Source organism: Fodinibius salicampi, from assembly GCF_039545095.1.
Classification (GTDB): Bacteria; Bacteroidota; Rhodothermia; order Balneolales; family Balneolaceae; genus Fodinibius; species Fodinibius salicampi.
In genome coordinates this window covers 1,467,185-1,486,121 of sequence record NZ_BAABRS010000001.1, presented here as the reverse complement: position 1 = coordinate 1,486,121, position 18,937 = coordinate 1,467,185, and the positions used below count along the sequence as shown (strand labels likewise).

Below are 18,937 nucleotides of genomic sequence, written 5' to 3'. Positions count from 1 at the left end.
CAGAAATATTGTGAAGTTTAGTCTTTACCTTCAATTACTTTTTTGTATCTTTGCCACCTGATAATTTCTCCTTGGGAAAGCCTGGGGTGTTGGCTACTTATGGGTCGACAATTTTTTGTAGGATTCAATACTGAAATATCATTATAAATGGATTTTGCTACTACGCTTACAAGTCTGATTGTCATACTCCCGCTATTGGGATTTCTTATTAATGGACTTATTGGATTAAGTTCTGATTCCTTTCGGGAGAAAAAGGGATTGATCGGTACTATAGCTAATGCTGCTGTATTCCTTCCTTTTGCTATTGCTGTTTATTTCTTCTTTAATATGGGGCAAGACTCAGCCCCGATCTTCGCCGAACTTTTTACATGGATTGAGGTCGGTAGCTTTAGCGTCGATATCGCCTACCAAGTCGATCAGCTTTCTCTTTTAATGACGCTGGTAGTTACAGGCGTTGGATTTTTGATTCATCTCTATTCTATCGGCTATATGTGGGGAGATGAGGGTTATTGGAAATTCTTTGCCTATTTGAATCTCTTTATTTTTGCCATGCTGAATTTGGTACTGGCCGATAACCTGTTGCTTTTATTTCTCGGCTGGGAGGGCGTTGGACTATGTTCGTATCTTCTGATCGGTTTTTGGTATACTGATATGTCCAAGTCGGATGCGGCAAAGAAGGCATTTTTGTATAACAGGGTAGGGGACTTCGCTTTCCTTATAGCGATGTTTATGACCTTTCAATATATAGGAAGTCTTGATTTTGATAATATTCTAAGCAGTCTGGATGCCATACCCTCTGATGCTAAATTTTGGATTGGGCTGCTAATGTTTATAGGAGCAACGGGTAAGAGCGCTCAGATTCCACTTTTTGTGTGGCTACCGGATGCGATGGCCGGTCCCACTTCTGTATCGGCTCTTATTCACGCTGCCACCATGGTTACGTCTGGTATCTACCTGATATCGCGTATGTCTCCTATGTTCGTGATGTCTCCGGAAGTGATGATGATTATTGCAGTGATAGGAGCGCTGACGGCTATTGTTGCAGCTACTATTGCCCTTACGCAAAATGATATTAAACGGGTGCTGGCTTATTCTACCGTGTCTCAGCTGGGCTATATGTTCCTGGCACTGGGTTCGGGCGCCTTTATTGCAGCCATGTTCCATGTTGTGACACATGCTTTCTTTAAAGCACTGCTTTTCCTGGGATCAGGTTCTGTCATTCATACCATGGAACATGTGGAGCACGAGCTGCACGAAGAGGGCAAGGATGTGCATTTTGATCCGCAGGATATGCGGAATATGGGGGGATTGAAGGAGTACATGCCTTCCACTTATAAAACGTTTTTAATTGCTACGGTTGCTATTGCGGGTATTCCACCGCTGGCCGGTTTCTTCTCGAAGGATGAAATTCTGGCTTTTACCTTTAACGCAGGGTTCGGCGAATTCGCCGGATCACTTTATTTCCTCCTGTGGGGAGTTGGAATTATAACGGCCTTCCTGACGGCCTTCTATATGTTCCGTCTGACTTTTGGAACCTTCAATGGCAAATTTAAGCTTCCTGAGAAAATTAAAGAAGCGGCCGGCGCAGAGAAACACTTGCATGAGAGTCCTAAGACGATGACCATTCCCCTGTGGGCGCTTGGTGGCCTTTCTGTTGTGGGTGGATTCCTGGGGGTGCCAAATTTCATGCTATCCACCTTCACGCATCAGGAAGAGCATATTAATTTGTTGCATAACTGGCTATACAACATTACAGCTGATTATGATTTAGCCTTGTCTCACTCTACGGAGTGGCTGCTTCTGGTGATATCAGTGCTCGTGGCTGTTGGCGGGGTTTACGTAGCATATCGAATGTATGGTAGTGGGGCTACTGAAGAGTCAGATGCTACTCTTGCTAACCGATTTGGTGTTTTCTATGAGGTTTGGCAAGAAAAATACAATCTCGATGAGTTTTACGAAGGGCTTGTAGTTCATCCACTGGTCCGCTTTTCTGACAAAGGGCTTGCGAGATTTGATATGAAGATTATAGATGGTATAGTAAATGCCGTGGGGGGAATTGTTCGACTTTTTGGTAGCGTATTCCGGTATATCCAAACGGGAGTTGTCAGCAGTTATGCTCTCGCTCTGGTGTTAGGTGTTATTATCGTATTAAGTATGTTGATCCTGTAAATTAAACTGTAAGATGGAGTTACTACTAAATATTTGTATCTATTTACCGCTTGTCGGTATTGCCGCTATTTTGGTAACGCGAAATAACAAGGCCACCAAGTGGATTAGTTTAATAGCTACCACAGCTACGTTTATACTTTCACTTCCGTTGTTGTTTAATTTTGACATCGCCAATTCCGGAGCGGCACAATATCTTACGGAGGGAGCTCCACTGCTCGGGGGAATGGATATTAAATACCTGATAGGGTTGGATGGACTTAGTTTGCTGTTGTTTATGCTTACAACATTGATGGGGCCTCTTGTAATCCTGTCTTCATGGGATTCGGTAAAGAAACACTTAGCCGGATACTATTCCATGCTGCTGCTTTTACAGACGGCTTCCATGGGTGTGTTCGCTTCCCTGGATCTGGTTGTTTTCTATGTGTTTTTTGAACTTTCTTTGATTCCTATGTACTTCCTTATTGGAATATGGGGAGGGAAGGGACGTATCCATGCCACCGTTAAATTCTTTGTGTATACCATGGTGGGTTCGCTCATTATGCTGGTGGGATTAATTTATGTAGGATACGATGCCGGTTCATTTATGGAAGGTTATGCTTTTAGTTCCGACTGGCGATTTCTATCCGGTAGTGAGTATCAAATAGGTCTTGTCGAGCAAACCTATTTGTTCGCTGCTTTTGCTTTGGCGTTTTGTATTAAGGTTCCTCTCTTCCCATTTCATACATGGTTGCCGTATGCCCATACCGAAGCACCTACGGCGGGATCGGTCGTATTGGCAGCTATTATGTTGAAAATCGGAACATACGGCCTGCTTCGAATTTGCTTGCCAATTTTCCCCAATGCGTTTGTTGAATTTGCTCCTTATATGGCAGCGCTGGCTGTAGTTGGAATTATTTACGGAGCCTTGGTGGCAATGGTTCAAAAGGATGTAAAGAAATTAGTAGCCTATTCTTCAGTAAGCCACTTGGGATTTGTAGTGCTGGGGCTTTTTGCAGTGAATGTTATAGGGGTACAGGGGGCCATTATCCAGATGATTAATCACGGTCTTTCCACCGGAGCGCTTTTCCTTATTGTTGGAATGATTTATGACCGGAGACATACCCGGATGATTGAAGATTTTGGAGGCATCGCCAAGGTGATCCCGGTTTTTGCAGTTATGTTTATGATCGCTACGCTTGCCTCTATAGGGTTACCGGGATTAAATGGATTTATTGGTGAGTTTCTCATCCTGAATGGTGCATTTAATTCAGAAGTAATCCCGCAAAATGCTTTTGCTGTTTTTGCAGCGTTGGGTGTTATACTGGCCGCAGTTTATATGTTGTGGATGTACCAGCGAGTCATGTTTGGCCCGCTTAAGCATAAGGTAAATGAGAAGCTTAATGATCTTAATGCTCGGGAGATCGGTATTTTAGTACCACTTGTTATTTTGATGTTCTGGATTGGAGTTCGTCCCGTCGATTTTACTCAATATTCTGAAGCCCAGGTAAATGAATTGCTGGAATCTTCAGAAGAAAAGCGGATAGCTATCAAACAGTCAGCTAGCACTCAGGAACTACCTGAATGGGCTTCTACATTATATGATGTGACGGATGAATTAGCATCGCAAAGCAAAACAAAGTAGTACTATGGCACAACCACTTACCTCAGAAGAAATTGAGAAAGCAATCCAGGATCTTCCGGAATGGGAATACGGCAATGATAAAATAAGCAAAGAATACAGCTTCGATAATTTTAGAGATGCGATTAGTTTTTTGGTGCGTATCTCTTATGAGGCCGAAGATCAGGTCCATCATCCGGAAATAATGAATGTTTATAACACGGTTAATATTTCACTTTCCACCCATGATGCTGGCGGAAAGGTTACCGAAAAAGATGTTAAACTTGCAAAATCGATAGAGTCACTGTATAACAATTAATTGAATGGATTACTTACACGACCTAAACGCTTTTTTACCCGGCACAATAGTAGCGGTAGCGGGACTTATCGCCCTGTTAATAGATGCATACAAAGATGACCATGGCGGGATTTTTGGTGTAACTGTTGTTGCATTAACAGCTGGCTTGGCTTTGGCTGTTGTAGATATGTTTGGTCCCGTGGGAGAAGCCTTTTCCGGAATGATTACCTATGGAGGTGTTTCTGCTTTTGGTACTGCCGTGGTATTATTCGGATCACTTTTCTGTGTATTAATATCCAGGGAATACCTACAGGCTATTGAACATGATTTTGGTGAAGTATATGCCATGATATTATTTGCTACAGCGGGAATGACTGCTCTGGCCAGTGCCAATAATTTGATCATGATTTTTATTGGTCTGGAAACGATGTCAATGTGCCTGTATGTCCTTGCCGGGCTCATAAAAGAGCGTAAAAGTGGGGCGGAAGCTGCTCTCAAATATTTCTTATTGGGCGCTTTTTCAACCGGGTTTTTGTTGTATGGTATGGCATTATTGTACGGAGCAACCGGATCTTTAAGTTTGCCGGAAATTGCTCAGCAGGCAAGTCCGGACTTATTGTTTCTCGCTGGAGGAGGATTGTTGCTTGTAGGCTTTTTCTTTAAGGTGTCTGCTGTCCCTTTTCATATGTGGACGCCCGATGTCTATCAGGGTACCCCGACTACACTTACGGCCTATATGGCTACGGCTTCCAAGTCGGCTTCATTTATCGCCCTTATTCTGGTGGTATCTAAGATGTTACCGGCAGAAACGGCAGATTGGTCTGCTTTATTAACAGTTGTGGCCATATTGACGATGATTCTGGGCAATATTATTGCCCTGGTACAAGATAATATTAAACGGATGCTGGCCTATTCGAGTATCGCTCATGCGGGTTATCTGCTGGTTGGATTGGCTGCCGGTACGCCCGAAGGATACAGCGCGGTCCTCTATTATCTGTTTGCCTATACTATTATGAATGTTGGTGCATTCGGTGTGGTGGCCTATTATGAGCGTCAACAGGGACTCGATTTTACAGATGTAAACAACTATTCCGGCCTTGGCTTTAAACGTCCACTAATGGGAGTGATGCTTTCTATCTTTTTATTTTCACTTGCAGGTATACCACCACTGGTTGGTTTCTTTGGAAAATATCTGGTCTTTGCTGCCGCAGTGAATGCGGGAATGGTTACTTTGGCTGTAATTGGTGTTTTAGCCAGCGCTGCCAGTGTTTATTATTATTTGCGTCCTATGGTCTACATGTACTTCCGCGAGCCGAATAAAGATGTGCCTTTCGTTCATTCAGGAATTGTATATCGCACCACACTTATTGTATTGGCTATTATGACCGTATATTTTGGCGTGGCATTTGGCGGATTGCATGACTTGCTTTCCTCTTACTATGCCGGTGACTGGGTAACGGCTAGCCTCTTTTAATCTAGTTTTAATACCCGTTAAAAATCGGAAAGATTAAATTATTATTCCGGAGAAAAGAGGTTTATTGCTGCAGTAATTGTAATTCATAGCAAAAAACGCTATTTTTGCCTGCCTGCTGACAAGTGAAAGTCACTATGTCGGCTGTTTCAAACAGAAACAACCAAAGGAACATATCACATGAGTAAAAACTATTACGAGCTAACCTATATTATAAATCCCGTATTGGAAGACGATCAATACGAAGAGATCGTTGAAAAATTCACTGAGTTTATCAGAGATAATGGTGGAGAAATTGATGAAGTGGATGAATGGGGAATCCGCAAGTTTGAATTTGAGATGGATAAAAAAACGAGTGGTTACTATGTAAACGCTTATTTTAATGCTCCCGGCGAACTCATAGAAAAGCTGGAGCGTGCCCTCCGAATTGATGATCATATTATGCGTTATTTGACGCTGAAGTATGATGCTAAAATGTTGCGTCATCGCGAACTTCAGCGCAAGAATGCGGTACCTACCGTCTTTGTTGATGATGAGGAGGAAGAAGAGGAAGACGAAGATTAATTTAAATCCATTTCTATAACTACAACTATTTTTTGTTATGATTAAGAATCCATCACATCCGAAGAAAAATCAGATAAAAACCAGAAAGTGCAAATTTTCTAAGGCTGGTATTGAGTACATTGATTATAAAAATACTGATCTGTTGCAGCGATTTATGAACGATCAGGGAAAGATTTTGCCACGACGTGTTACCGGTACAAGTGCAAAGTATCAGCGTCAGCTTTCCCGTGCAATTAAACGTGCCCGCTTTTTGGGTATGATTCCATATGTAGCAGATAACCTTCGATAAAAAATTTTTTATTTCTATGGCTAATAAATACATGAAGTTAATTTTAAGAGAAGATGTTGAAAAACTCGGCGACTCTGGTGATATCGTTGAGGTAAAGGCTGGTTACGGCCGTAACTATTTGATCCCCCAGGGTAAAGCTATGATGGCTACTGACGGGGCGCTCAATCGATTAGAGCGAATGAAGGAGAAAGCAGAACGGCGTGCTGAGTTGACGATAGAGTCGGCTCAAAATATGGCTGAACAACTGGAAACAACATCGGTCACTATCCCCGTTTCTGTCGGCGAAGATGAGCGTATCCATGGTTCTGTAACGAATCAAGATGTTGCAGATGCATTGGAAGAACGAGATATTACAATAGACAAGCGTAAGATTTCGTTAGATCAAGACATCAATACGCTGGGAGAATATACTGCCACGGTTAATCTGGTTGGAGATATAAAGGCACAGATTAAAGTATGGGTAGTTAAGAAGTAGTATCCCGCGTTTCATTTAACTACTGGATATGAAAAAAGTTATATTATTTTTAATGGGGAGCATCATGGTGATGTTATCCCCATTTTTTGTTTATAGTCAGGTTCTGGATCCGGTCTCTTACACCATTACGGAAGCTCCTGAAGAGATAGCTGCGGGTGAGGTGGCAGAGATTACGATTGAAGCCTCAATTGAAGGTGAGTGGCATCTTTATTCCATCGCAAACGATCCGGATGCGGGACCGTATCCTACCCAGTTTTCTTCTGCAAATCCAGATATGGCAATCGCAGGCGATGTTTCGGAATCGGAACCATCCATAGAGATGGACCCTAATTTCAATGCTGAACTAGGCTGGCACACCCAATCTGCTACTTTTACCATTCCTGTAGCTTTTAAACCAGATATGGAAGGCTCTACCATGATTGACCTGGAAGTTTTATACCAGGTTTGTGATGACAAATCCTGCCTCCCTCCCAAGACAAAATCTATTACTAAGTCGGTTACTATTGCCGGTGTTGCAGACGATCCCTTTTCAGATTTTGAGGAGCGGAGTAATGATGAAAGTCCTGATGAAGATGTTTCTGCTGCAGGCAATATAGAGGAGGGAAATAGTCCAGCTTCGTCTGGTGAAACCGGAAGTGTTACAGGAGCAGCAAGTACAGACGCAGGTGGCTTAGGTGGAGGTGGAGTATTCTCTTTTCTTTGGATCGCTTTAACAGCTGGCTTTGCGGCTTTACTCACTCCTTGTGTATTTCCGATGATTCCACTAACCGTTTCGTTTTTTTCTAAGCAGAAAGAGGGCCAGGGCAGCCGTGCCATTGGTCAGGCTCTTGGTTTTGGGATGGCCATCGTACTTACTTTCACAATTCTGGGGGCTCTTTTAGCATTTTTTATTGGAGCATCAGGAGCGAATCAATTTGCAGCAAACCCTTGGGTTAACCTGTTTATAGCTATTATACTTGTGATATTTGCAGTGAGCCTTTTGGGGGCTTTTGAATTACGACTGCCGTATCAGTTAACAAACTGGCTGAATAAAAAGAGCAATGAAAGTTCTGGTGTTGTCGGAATTTTATTTATGGCCCTAACAATTAGTGCTGTCTCTTTCTCATGCACAGCGCCGTTTGTAGGAGGCGTACTGGCCGCTACAGCCGGTGGTGAATGGTTCTATCCAATTATTGGTATGGCTGGTTTTTCAGGGGCATTTGCCAGTCCTTTTGTATTTTTTGCCCTTTTCCCCAGATGGTTAGAATCTCTGCCTGAAAGTGGATCGTGGATGAATGTGGTTAAGGTATTATTGGGTTTTATAGAACTGGCTGCGGCCGTTAAATTTCTTTCTAACGCTGATTTGGTATGGCAGTGGGGATTGATCTCCCGTCCCTTTGCTATTGCAGCCTGGATAGCTATATTTTTTGTTGCTGGTTTATATGTCTTGGGAGTCTTTTCACTATCCCATGATAAAAAGCCAGAGAAAATAGGCGCAGGTCGTTTGATGCTATCACTCCCGTTCATTCTTTTTAGTTTTTACCTTATACCTGGATTGCTCGGTGCTTCACTTGGAATTTGGGATTCTTGGCTGCCTCCAAAACAAGCCACAGACGTAAGTGTTGTCCGAACTCTCGCACAACAGGGGGGGACAGGCACAAACGAAGGGGAAGAAAGTCAGTGGTCTTCCAATTATGAAGCTTCTTTAACGAAGGCCAGGGAGGAGAATAAACCTTTATTTATTGACTTTACAGGCTATACATGTACAAATTGCCGGGCAATGGAAACAAATGTCTTTCCTCTTAGTTCTATCCAAAAACGATTTGCAAAAATGGAGCAAGTGCGTTTATATACAGACGATGGATCTGAGGGTCCAAAAAATCAACGATTTCAATTTGAAATTACGGGTACGGTAGCGTTACCTACTTATGTAATTATTGATCCTCAAACCGAAGAAATTATTGCACAACTGGTTGGCTATGCCGGTCAGGAAGAATTCCAGAATTTTTTGGATATAGGTCTTCAACGTTTTGAACAAAAAGCTAACAGGGTTAAAAGTGGATGAACTAGTATTAGAAAGATAAATTTTGTTAAAATATCCTTTTAAAAGGTGGATTATAAAAATAATGCCTTCTGCCTTTGACTTTTTAATGAAATTAATCTATCATTTTTCATCTTTCAGACCCCTTATTAACAGATAACTAATATAATTTAATTGGAGTAATCGTATGATAACGTCTATAACTCTCTTTTTCCTTCAAGCAGGAGCGGATCAAGGATTTTTTAATGTACTTGTACAAAGATTTAATGAAGGTAACGATGGTGGGTTTATGTGGCCGGTCCTTGTCGCTCTCATTTTAGGTTTAGCTATTTTTCTTGAGCGAATAATCACATTGAACTTGGCTGATATTGATACTCGGAAATTTGTTGTGGATGTACAGGAGGCGTTAGATGAAGGTGGGGTTCCCGCTGCTCGTCAGCTTTGTGCCGAAACAAGAGGTCCGGTGGCATCTGTTTTTCAAGCTGGTTTGATGCGTGTTGATGAAGGTATAGATGCGGCTGAAAAAGCAATATCAGCCTATGGATCTATTGAAATGAGTTTCCTTGAAAGAGGTTTGGTATGGCTATCACTATTTATTGCCATTGCTCCCTTGCTCGGATTCCTCGGTACGGTTGTAGGTATGATTCAGGCATTTGATGCCATTGAAGAGGCAGGCGATATTTCACCATCGCTGGTTGCTGGAGGTATTAAGGTAGCTCTTTTAACAACTGCTGCAGGACTTCTTGCAGGTATTATCTTACAGGTTGGTTATAACTACTGCGTTTCTAAAATTGATCGCATAATTTCTGAAATGGAAGAAAGCTCCATTACTCTTATAGATTCTATTGTTATGCTCAAAGAGGGTAAGCAGGTTGCGCCAGAGTCCGACGAAGAGTAAATAAGAGCTAAAAACTAATTCTTTATTTGATAATATTATGATTCCAACTATAGGCATAGGATTAGGCTTGGCATTAATCGGACTTGGAGTATTAGGTATGCTCTATTCCGGTATCCAAAGCCTCATTAAAGGTAAGGCGGAGTTTAAGAAAGTAGGAACCATGCTGGTACCCTTTGTAGTATTCGGTATTAGTTATGGAGTATTTGGTGACATAACGGAAGCGGGAGTTGCTACCATGATTTTTATGATGGCTGCAATGATTCTGCTAATATTTCTGACGGGTCTACGCGGAACTTTAAATATTTAATCATTCACTATTATGTTTGATAAAAAAACACGACGTGAAGATCCCGAATTGGGTGGGGCGGGAATGGCTGATATTGCCTTCCTTTTGCTTATCTTCTTTCTACTCGTTACGACGATAGATATCGATACGGGTATTGGTCTTCAGTTGCCACCTGCTCCTGAAGAAGAACAGGATCCACCTCCCATTAAGGAACGGAATTTGTTAAATATTTTGGTTAATGCCCAGGGTATGGTGCTGATGGATGATGAGCCTACGGATATTTCTGAGGTGAAACAGAAAATAAAGGACTTTGTTACGAATAATGGCGAAGACCCTAATTTATCTGAATCGCCCGATAAAGCTATCGTTTCTATTAAAACAGCCAGACAGACCCCATACAGAACGTATATTAATATGCTGGATGAGGTTATGGGTGCTTATGCAGAACTTCGCAATCAAGCAGCCCAGGCAGAGTATGGCAGAAACTACGGTCAGTTAGAGGAAGATAGCGAGCAGCAACAGACTATTAAGGATATGTTTCCAAAGAAAATCTCAATTGCAGAACCCGACGAAGGATAACGTATAATCTATGGCACATTTCGAAAAAAAATCGGCTGATACAAGTCAGGAAGTACCAATGACTGCGATGCCTGACATTATCTTTATGTTGCTCATCTTTTTTATGGTTACAACGGTACTCCGTGAAGTTGAATTGCAGGTGCAAATTAATTTTACGGAAGCAGAAAATGTTGAAAAGATTGAGCAGAAACGTCTGATAAGCTACATTTATATTGGTCCTGAAAAACTTGGAGGAGGAGAGCTTGGACAAACACGCATCCAGATTGATGATGCTATAATTGATGATATTGGTGCTATTCGTAATTTAATGTACGATAAGTACACGGAGCAACCCAAGTTGATTGTCTCACTCAGGGTTAATGAAGATACCGAAACCGGTATCGTTACCGATGTTCAGGAAGAACTACGTGAGGCTGGAACGCTTCGAATTAATTACTCTACAAGGCAGGAAGTAAATCAGTAATATTTCATAATATTTATTAAACTTTAGAAGGCAAGTACACATCATGTGTACCTGCCTTTTTTATTTATAGCTATTCAAACTTTTATGGCAGATAACGAATTTCGAACAATTCAGTCACTGGGACGTCGTGAACTTATTAATGAGCTGATGGAACATAATGAGACTCAGCATAAGGAAACGATTAAAGGATGGGGCGATGACAGTGCGGTTTTAGAGAATTCAGATCATCTTAAACTGCTTTCTTCTGAAAGTTTTATGGAAGGAGTGGATTTTGATCTGACCTATGTACCACTTCACCATCTTGGATATAAGGTAGCTACTGCTGCGGTAAGTGATATATATGCCATGAATGGAACCCCGGACGCGGTATTGGTTAACTTATCAGTTCCCAATAAAATGTCTGTGGATATGCTCAAGCAAATTTATAAGGGCATTGGTGCGGCTGGTAAGGATTATGATTTTGAAATTGTAGGAGGTGACCTTTCTGCTTCTCATCAATTATTGGGAATTAGCATAAGTTGCTATGGGAATGTTGATAAAGAGCTAATTACTTACCGTAGTGGAGCAAGAATAGGAGATGCGATCTGTGTTACCGGTGATGTTGGAGGAGCTACCGCTGGCTTGAGAATCCTAATGAGGGAAAAAAAGTTTTGGGAGGAAGAAAAACAACAACAGTCCTTCCAGCCCAACCTTGATGATTACGAGTATGTGGTAAAACGGCAGCTGGTACCCATTGCTCGAAAAAGTTTTATTGAAATACTTCGTGATTTAGATATTATCCCAACCTCAATGATTGACCTCACCCAGGGTCTGGTTAATGATTTGCAGAACCTTGCCGAAGCTTCAGGAAAAGGCGTTTATTTTTATCAGGCTACATTACCTATATCCTTAGATACGCGGAACGTGGCTGATGAAATGAAAGAAGATGTGGATAAATATGCCCTTTATGGTGGGGAGGACTATGAAATGGTTTTTACGCTCCCGGAAGAAAATGTAGAAAAGTTGTCGGAAGAGTTTAGTGACTTCACGGTGATAGGACAAGTCAAGAATCAAGAAGAAGGAATTCGTATGCAACAAGCTGAGGGAGGAGTGGTATCCTTTAATGATTCAGAAGGGTAAAGAGACTCATAATATCAGAGACTTCATTTGAGTATACGTTTATAAAATTCAATTCGTTATATATTGCTAATTTATTGGATAAGTACGCAGACTATAAATATTTGCCGTATATTTAGTTGATAAGAGAAATTTGCAAAGAGTTCATACATGTCTGAACAGAATAAGTCTTCAAAAAAGAAATCAGGTAATCAGGGTTCAGGTGAGGGCAAAACTAATTCACCAAAGTTTCCAATTTGGATTTACGTAGTATTACTATTGGCTCTTCTTGGAGTACAGGTATATTTCATGAATTCCGAAAGTGGAGAGCGAATTAAGTATAGTACCTTCCTTAGTTATGTTGAAAAAGGATATATTGATCAGATTACGATTACCAACGGGAGCTATATAAGCGGGAAATATAGCGAGAAAGCGCTTAATGAAGGAATTATAGATACTGTCGAACAAGGAGATGATTGGCAGGTGGGCAGTTCTACCACCCAGAATATATTTCAAACTACCATGCTTGAAGGGGATGAGATCCGTCCGATTTTGGATGAGCATGGTGTTACTTATGATGTGCAGATTGAAGAAGACTGGTTTGGGGGTATTTTAATATGGCTTATTCCAATTGGACTAGCCATCCTTTTTTGGATTTTTATCTTCCGCCGGATGAATCCAGGACAGCAGGTGTTGAACATTGGGAAAAACAAAGCTTCGTTATACGATAAGCAGAAAGACAGTGAGATCTCGTTCAAGGATGTAGCGGGTCTTGAAGAGGCAAAGACCGAAGTAGAGGAAGTTGTTGAGTTTTTGCAGAATCCTGAGAAATTTACAAGGCTTGGAGGTACTCTGCCTAAAGGAGTACTGTTGGTAGGCCCTCCGGGTACTGGTAAAACATTATTGGCTAAAGCTACTGCCGGGGAGGCCGATGTACCTTTCTTTAGTCTCAGTGGGTCCGATTTTGTGGAAATGTTCGTAGGAGTAGGAGCCGCCCGGGTACGGGATTTGTTTAAACAGGCAAAAGAAAAGGCTCCCTGCATCATTTTTATTGATGAAATTGATGCCATTGGGCGTAGCCGTGGGAAAGGAGCAATGATGGGATCAAATGATGAACGGGAAAATACGCTTAATCAGCTCCTGAGTGAAATGGATGGCTTCAATACGGATAAGGGGGTAATCATTATGGCTGCCACCAACCGTCCCGATGTGTTAGATTCTGCGCTTTTACGTCCCGGTCGTTTTGACCGACAGATTTTAATTGATAAGCCAGATTTAAGAGGAAGGGTAGAAGTCTTAAAGGTGCATACCCGTAATCTTAAGCTCTCAGACGATATAGACCTGAAGCTACTGGCATCACAAACTCCAGGCTTTGCCGGAGCTGAATTAGCAAACCTTTGTAATGAAGCTGCATTAATGGCCGCCCGCCGAGATAAAGATTCTGTGGAAATGGAAGATTTTCAGGATTCCATTGAGCGGGTGATTGCGGGATTAGAGAAAAAAAATAAGCTAATTAATCCGAGAGAGCGCGAGATTGTGGCTTACCATGAATCAGGTCATGCCATTGTGGGATGGTATTTGGAACATACGGATCCGGTATTAAAGGTTAGCATTGTTCCCCGTGGATTAGCTGCCTTGGGATATACCCTTCAAACTCCGCTAGAGGATCGTTTCCTAATGACGACGGAAGAATTAAACGATAAAATTTGTGCATTACTGGGCGGACGTGTAGCGGAGGAAATTATTTTTGGACGAATTTCAACCGGTGCCCAGAATGACCTTGAGCGTATTACCAACATGGCATTCGCCATGGTTGCTGAATATGGAATGAGTGAAGAAATAGGATATCTGTCCCTTAAGGATTCTAAAAATCCGGAGAACAGTTATGGTTTTAACAAGAAGTATTCAGAACATACCGCTGAACGGATAGATGAGGCCATTAGTGAAATTGTTAAAGAGAATTATGAACGGACAAAATCACTGCTCAATGAGCATAAAAATAAGCTCGAAATGATGGCCAAGACTTTGCTGGACAAAGAGGTGATTGACCATAATGATCTGAAAGAATTATTAGGAGACCATCCAGAGGGTAAATACCCCGAGGGTATATTTGAAAGTGAAAAGGATCAGCAGGAGAAAAACGGTCAGCCTAAAAATATTTCTGAAGCTGATATTGTTGAAGGGGAGAGAAGTGGGGATAATCAGAGTACTGAATAATAAATTGGATAACCGTTTTCAGGGTAAGATTAAGAAAGGGTGTTTTTGAATCAATAGAGTCTGATCTTAATTATGATGCAAGCATAATCAAATCTGCTGATTTGGGTTAGGTTGTTAACAATAACGTAAAATTAGAATAACAGACTGATAAAGATCGTGTAATATTCGGACAATCTGAGTGTGCTATTATTGGATCTCATGTTGAGGATTCAATCAAAAAAAAACAGCACACTTATCGTGAATATTCAACTCTTTAGTCAATGGTTTAAAACGGCGTTACTTTTAGCCATCGTCTTCTACTCTTTTTCTCTATCAGCAAAAGCCCAGTCAGATGATTTAGGTACTATTACCGGCAAGGTAGTAGATGCCGAATCGGGAGAGCCCATCATAGGTGCCAATGTATCCATCTCAGGTACCACCAAAGGAGCAGCATCGGATATTGATGGGGTCTATCGTATTAGTGGAATACAACCGGGCTCCCATTCTATTACGGTTTCCTACATATCTTATACCAAGAAAAATATAACGGATATTCAGGTTGAGTCGGGAGAAGTAACGCAGCTGAATGTCTCTTTACAACCGGAAACAATTGGTCTGGGTGAAGTGACCGTTACGGCGCAGGCGAGCACAGACAGTGAGGCAGGACTTTTATCCATCCAACGAAAAGCGGTACCGATGCAGGATGGATTGTCATCCGAATACTTAGGAAAGACCGGGGATGGTAATGTAGCTTCTGCAATGAAAAGGGTGACGGGGGTTACCTTGCTCAATGGTAAGGATGTTTTTATACGGGGATTGGGCAATCGTTACAGCAATGTACAGTTAAATGGGGCTCCGGTTCCTTCAACGAGTCCCACTAAAAAGGAAGCACCGGTTGATCTTATTAATAGTGGATCAGTAGAGAATATTGTAGTTCAAAAAACATTTACACCCGACCAATCAGGAGAGTTTTCCGGGGGTTCAGTACAAATTACTTCAAAAGAATTCCCGGAAGAAAAAAATATTGGCTTTTCCTATTCTACCAGCTACAACTCTGTTTCTACTTTTGAAAATACGATTGGTTACCGGGGCAGTCCTATGGATTTTCTTGGATTTGATAACGGGAAAAGAACCTTGCCAGCGGTAATCAAAAATAGCAGGGTGACATCTGAAAATGAAAAAGAGCTGGCAAATGCTCTCCATGGGGATTGGCTAATAAATAGTAATCAGCAAGCGATTCCTTCCCAAAAATTCGAGTTGAGCTATGCCGACCAGCTCAATGAAGCAAACCTTCCGATTGGGATTGTGTCTAACTTCAGTTATAAATATGATCGCTCATACCAACCAGGCAGAGAGTACCGGGTTATCCAAAGTTATAATAGCGATGCGGATCAGAATGTTTTAAACGCCGATTATATGCGCCGTGAGGGAAAGGAGGATGCTACACTTAGCGGTATGTTAAATGTGTTTCTCAAGCCCAATTCAAAAACAAAAATAGGATTGAAAAATCTTTATTCAAACTCACTCGAGAACTCTACTCAGCTGATTATTGGTGATTACGTTAATTATCCAAGAAACACCCGGCAGACCGTTCAGGACTTTAATCGCCGAGCCATTTTTTCGAGTAGCGGTATCTTGGAACGGTATTTTGATTCTTTCCTGCAATCCCAACTTTCTGTAAACATAAGCTATTCGCGGGCAAAGCAGGATCGTCCGGATAGACGAACAACACAATACAATTTGACGCCATCGGATACTTATAATATCTATTTTGATGACGGGGGCAATACTCATTTCTTCTCTGATCAGCTGGATAATAATTATACTGCTAAGGTCGATTATGAATTACAGCCCCTTCGGTCTTTGGGACTTAAAGCAGGTTTTTCGGGATTGTTAAAGGACAGAGATTTTAATGCCCGACGCCTGGAGTATCAAAACTTTTCCGGAGCTTATCCCAACGACCGAAAAGATGAACCCGCCAATGTAGCCCTTGATCCGGTTTTGATAGAAAACGATCAGCTTGATTTGGTCGAGACTACACAAGCACGTGATTCTTATCAGGGTGAGCAGACCTTACTTGCCGGTTACCTTAGTGCTAATATGGATTTTATCGAAAACCTCACACTAGAAGCGGGGGCTCGTGTTGAGCAATCAATCCAAAAGGTAAAAATTCGAAATGATGGTGAAAGCCAGGCGATTGCTAACGTGGATAAAACGGATATCCTACCCGCTGTTAATGCAACTTATAGCGCTTCAGATAAAATCAACTTTAGAGGGGCATTTTCAATGACTCTGGCCCGTCCTGAATTCCGGGAGATTTCTGATTTTCGGTTTCAGGACTTTGTAGGATCTCAAATAGTTTATGGAAATCCTGATCTTAACCGCACACTTATTCACAATTATGACATTCGGTTTGAAAGCTATCCTAATCCAGGCGAAATATTTGCTATCAGCGCCTTTTATAAAAAGTTTTTTAACCCTATAGAGCTATTCTATCGCTTTACCGAGCGTACGGAAGTACAGTATAAAAATGCGGATCAGGCAAATCTGTATGGAATAGAAGTTGAAGGGAGGAGAAACGTTACTGAACAACTTCAGTTAGTTGTTAATGCTTCATATATCCTGTCCGAGACACGAAGCAAGGAAGAAGATCGGTTCCGGACGGCAAACTTTGAACGGCCGATGTATGGACAGTCTCCCTATTCTTTTAATGCAGGGACGTTTTATACCATACCGCAATGGAATATGGAGCTTTCAGCCAATTATAACACCTTCGGTGAGCGTATTGTAACCGTTGGGATGGGACGTCATCCGGATGATGAATACGAACAGCCATTCCATAAAGTGGATTTAGGCGTCAAATATCGCCCGGGTCAGTTTACAATTAAAGCAGATGTTGAAAATCTGTTAGACCAAGAGGTAGTGTATAAACAGGGAGATGTAATCACCAATAAATATGCGCCCGGTGTCACCTATAATGTTGGTATTAGCTACAACTTCTAACCGCAATCATAATAGTATGCCTATGCTGTGGTAATAATTTCTTAAAACGTATTTCACAACTTACTGACCTTAAATCAGAATCCAATCACAATCAAATAAATATAATCAAATGATTACTACCGTAACAAAAAAACTACTAATGTTTGTGCTGCCGCTTTCATTGTTGTTATCGGCATGCAGCGATAATAGTCCAACCAATCCTGATAATGGTGGGGATGAAGAAATTCCTGAAGTGTATGAAAATCTTCCCGGTACACTTATTACCGAAGATCAAACGTGGAGTAATGATACTACACTCGCTGGACCGCATTTTGTTCTTCCCGGAGTAACGCTAACTATTGAACCGGGCGTGACGGTAAGTTTCGAGTATCACAACGGTAATTCTAACGATGTGGGTACCATTATCACTCTCGATCAAGATGAAGAAAACTTCTCCGATGGACCACGTCCTACGGCCCGTCTGGTAGCTGAAGGTACCGCTGACAATCCCATCGTATTTACGTCTGCCAGGGACAATCCGGAACGCAACGACTGGGGCGGAATTATTTTGACCGGTCACGCTCCAAACTCAAATCCAAGTGGAGTCGGTGAAGTGGAAGGCTTGGATGATGCCATTCAATATGGCGGGGACAAGGGTGACGACGACAGTGGAATTCTTCGATATGTTCGAATTGAATATACAGGTTTCAGTATCTCTGAAGGATCAGAGCTCCAAGCGCTAACGCTCTATTCGGTAGGTAGTGGAACGACGATTGAATATGTACAAACCTATGAATGCAGTGATGATGGGATAGAATTATTCGGTGGTACCGTTGATATTAAATACTTCGTAGCTTATGGGGCCGATGACGATTCCTATGATTATGACCAGGGCTGGACCGGACGAGGGCAGTTTTGGTTAGCCGTTCAAAAGCCCGGGGCTGACAACGGTTTCGAAAATGATGGTTGTGACGATCTCTCGGATTGTGATGGTGGAAACGGACCTACTTCACCCAATCTTTATAATGTTACTGTATATGGTGCCGGAGAGGGAAGCAGTCCCGAAAAGAATAATTTTGGACTGCGATTACGCGAAAATCTGGAAGGATCATATAACAATTTCATCGTATCTAACATGGATGGCGCTCCGTTTGTTCTGGAAGGTGGCGATGCCGAAGAGGAAGGGGATGATACCTATGTCAATTATCCCGATGCCTTAAGTCTAAACGGTTTCATATTATATACTAATGATGATTTCCAGGATGTATCTGGCGCAGGTGGACGTGCTGAGCAGCCGGATGCAGATCGCTATGCAGATTCATATGAAGAGTTCGATCCGATGTTTAATGATCCGGACAACTACAACTTTAGTCTCCAAGCTGGCTCTTCAGCCCTTTCCGGAGGTGCAACCCCTCCTAATGATGGTTTCTTTACCCAGGTTGAATACAGAGGAGCCTTTGGAACCGAAGACTGGACACGGGAAGGTAGCTGGGTGCGTTGGCCGAATCAATAGGCAATAGCCACCAATAGGTTTCATTTCACATACATCGTCTCA

16 protein-coding genes are annotated in these 18,937 nt (G+C 41.9%); all 16 read left to right on the top strand.

Going from position 1 to position 18,937, the window contains the following annotated elements:
• Positions 1-147: 147 nt before the first annotated feature.
• The 16 genes from nuoL (at position 148) to ABEB05_RS06105 (ending at position 18,895) form a co-directional block, all read left to right on the top strand.
• A complete protein-coding gene (gene nuoL / locus ABEB05_RS06180; RefSeq protein WP_265788477.1) occupies positions 148-2,169 on the top strand; it encodes an NADH-quinone oxidoreductase subunit L in 2,022 nt (673 codons plus the stop codon).
• 13 nt (positions 2,170-2,182) lie between these two features.
• Positions 2,183-3,790: a complex I subunit 4 family protein gene (locus ABEB05_RS06175; protein WP_265788475.1), complete on the top strand. Its 1,608-nt coding sequence runs from the start codon at positions 2,183-2,185 to the stop codon at positions 3,788-3,790.
• Positions 3,791-3,794: 4 nt separating this feature from the next.
• Entirely contained in the window at positions 3,795-4,085 is a 291-nt protein-coding gene (locus ABEB05_RS06170) for a 4a-hydroxytetrahydrobiopterin dehydratase (protein WP_265788473.1), read from the top strand.
• A 4-nt stretch (positions 4,086-4,089) separates the two neighbouring features.
• Complete coding sequence (locus tag ABEB05_RS06165) at positions 4,090-5,538, top strand: NADH-quinone oxidoreductase subunit N (RefSeq protein WP_265788471.1); 1,449 nt, start codon at positions 4,090-4,092, stop codon at positions 5,536-5,538.
• Between the two features lie 177 nt (positions 5,539-5,715).
• Positions 5,716-6,099, top strand: coding sequence for a 30S ribosomal protein S6 (gene rpsF, locus ABEB05_RS06160; RefSeq protein ID WP_265788469.1), 384 nt, complete (start codon positions 5,716-5,718; stop codon positions 6,097-6,099).
• A gap of 37 nt (positions 6,100-6,136) precedes the next feature.
• Positions 6,137-6,388, top strand: a complete 252-nt coding sequence (gene rpsR, locus ABEB05_RS06155) for a 30S ribosomal protein S18 (RefSeq protein ID WP_265788467.1) — start codon at positions 6,137-6,139, stop codon at positions 6,386-6,388.
• A gap of 16 nt (positions 6,389-6,404) precedes the next feature.
• Positions 6,405-6,863, top strand: a complete 459-nt coding sequence (gene rplI / locus ABEB05_RS06150) for a 50S ribosomal protein L9 (protein ID WP_265788465.1) — start codon at positions 6,405-6,407, stop codon at positions 6,861-6,863.
• A 28-nt stretch (positions 6,864-6,891) separates the two neighbouring features.
• The gene (locus ABEB05_RS06145; protein WP_265788463.1) at positions 6,892-8,907 is read left to right on the top strand and encodes a protein-disulfide reductase DsbD family protein; all 2,016 of its coding nucleotides are present in this window, start codon (positions 6,892-6,894) and stop codon (positions 8,905-8,907) included.
• A 163-nt stretch (positions 8,908-9,070) separates the two neighbouring features.
• Positions 9,071-9,781, top strand: coding sequence for a MotA/TolQ/ExbB proton channel family protein (locus tag ABEB05_RS06140; RefSeq protein WP_265788461.1), 711 nt, complete (start codon positions 9,071-9,073; stop codon positions 9,779-9,781).
• 37 nt (positions 9,782-9,818) lie between these two features.
• On the top strand, positions 9,819-10,088 hold the full coding sequence (locus ABEB05_RS06135; RefSeq protein WP_265788459.1) for a hypothetical protein: 270 nt from the start codon (positions 9,819-9,821) through the stop codon (positions 10,086-10,088).
• Between the two features lie 12 nt (positions 10,089-10,100).
• Positions 10,101-10,646, top strand: a complete 546-nt coding sequence (locus ABEB05_RS06130) for a biopolymer transporter ExbD (protein WP_265788457.1) — start codon at positions 10,101-10,103, stop codon at positions 10,644-10,646.
• A gap of 10 nt (positions 10,647-10,656) precedes the next feature.
• The gene (locus tag ABEB05_RS06125) at positions 10,657-11,109 is read left to right on the top strand and encodes an ExbD/TolR family protein (protein WP_265788455.1); all 453 of its coding nucleotides are present in this window, start codon (positions 10,657-10,659) and stop codon (positions 11,107-11,109) included.
• 84 nt (positions 11,110-11,193) lie between these two features.
• A complete protein-coding gene (gene thiL, locus ABEB05_RS06120) occupies positions 11,194-12,228 on the top strand; it encodes a thiamine-phosphate kinase (protein WP_265788453.1) in 1,035 nt (344 codons plus the stop codon).
• Between the two features lie 147 nt (positions 12,229-12,375).
• Positions 12,376-14,421, top strand: a complete 2,046-nt coding sequence (ftsH, locus tag ABEB05_RS06115; RefSeq protein ID WP_265788451.1) for an ATP-dependent zinc metalloprotease FtsH — start codon at positions 12,376-12,378, stop codon at positions 14,419-14,421.
• 237 nt (positions 14,422-14,658) lie between these two features.
• On the top strand, positions 14,659-17,403 hold the full coding sequence (locus ABEB05_RS06110) for a TonB-dependent receptor (protein WP_265788449.1): 2,745 nt from the start codon (positions 14,659-14,661) through the stop codon (positions 17,401-17,403).
• 109 nt (positions 17,404-17,512) lie between these two features.
• Positions 17,513-18,895, top strand: a complete 1,383-nt coding sequence (locus ABEB05_RS06105; protein ID WP_265788447.1) for a hypothetical protein — start codon at positions 17,513-17,515, stop codon at positions 18,893-18,895.
• Positions 18,896-18,937: the final 42 nt, after the last annotated feature.

Coding starts and splice junctions, on each gene's coding strand:
- nuoL (WP_265788477.1), top strand. CDS start 148: ATGGATTTTGCTACTACGCTTACAAGTCTGATTGTCATACTCCCGCTA.
- ABEB05_RS06175 (WP_265788475.1), top strand. CDS start 2,183: ATGGAGTTACTACTAAATATTTGTATCTATTTACCGCTTGTCGGTATT.
- ABEB05_RS06170 (WP_265788473.1), top strand. CDS start 3,795: ATGGCACAACCACTTACCTCAGAAGAAATTGAGAAAGCAATCCAGGAT.
- ABEB05_RS06165 (WP_265788471.1), top strand. CDS start 4,090: ATGGATTACTTACACGACCTAAACGCTTTTTTACCCGGCACAATAGTA.
- rpsF (WP_265788469.1), top strand. CDS start 5,716: ATGAGTAAAAACTATTACGAGCTAACCTATATTATAAATCCCGTATTG.
- rpsR (WP_265788467.1), top strand. CDS start 6,137: ATGATTAAGAATCCATCACATCCGAAGAAAAATCAGATAAAAACCAGA.
- rplI (WP_265788465.1), top strand. CDS start 6,405: ATGGCTAATAAATACATGAAGTTAATTTTAAGAGAAGATGTTGAAAAA.
- ABEB05_RS06145 (WP_265788463.1), top strand. CDS start 6,892: ATGAAAAAAGTTATATTATTTTTAATGGGGAGCATCATGGTGATGTTA.
- ABEB05_RS06140 (WP_265788461.1), top strand. CDS start 9,071: ATGATAACGTCTATAACTCTCTTTTTCCTTCAAGCAGGAGCGGATCAA.
- ABEB05_RS06135 (WP_265788459.1), top strand. CDS start 9,819: ATGATTCCAACTATAGGCATAGGATTAGGCTTGGCATTAATCGGACTT.
- ABEB05_RS06130 (WP_265788457.1), top strand. CDS start 10,101: ATGTTTGATAAAAAAACACGACGTGAAGATCCCGAATTGGGTGGGGCG.
- ABEB05_RS06125 (WP_265788455.1), top strand. CDS start 10,657: ATGGCACATTTCGAAAAAAAATCGGCTGATACAAGTCAGGAAGTACCA.
- thiL (WP_265788453.1), top strand. CDS start 11,194: ATGGCAGATAACGAATTTCGAACAATTCAGTCACTGGGACGTCGTGAA.
- ftsH (WP_265788451.1), top strand. CDS start 12,376: ATGTCTGAACAGAATAAGTCTTCAAAAAAGAAATCAGGTAATCAGGGT.
- ABEB05_RS06105 (WP_265788447.1), top strand. CDS start 17,513: ATGATTACTACCGTAACAAAAAAACTACTAATGTTTGTGCTGCCGCTT.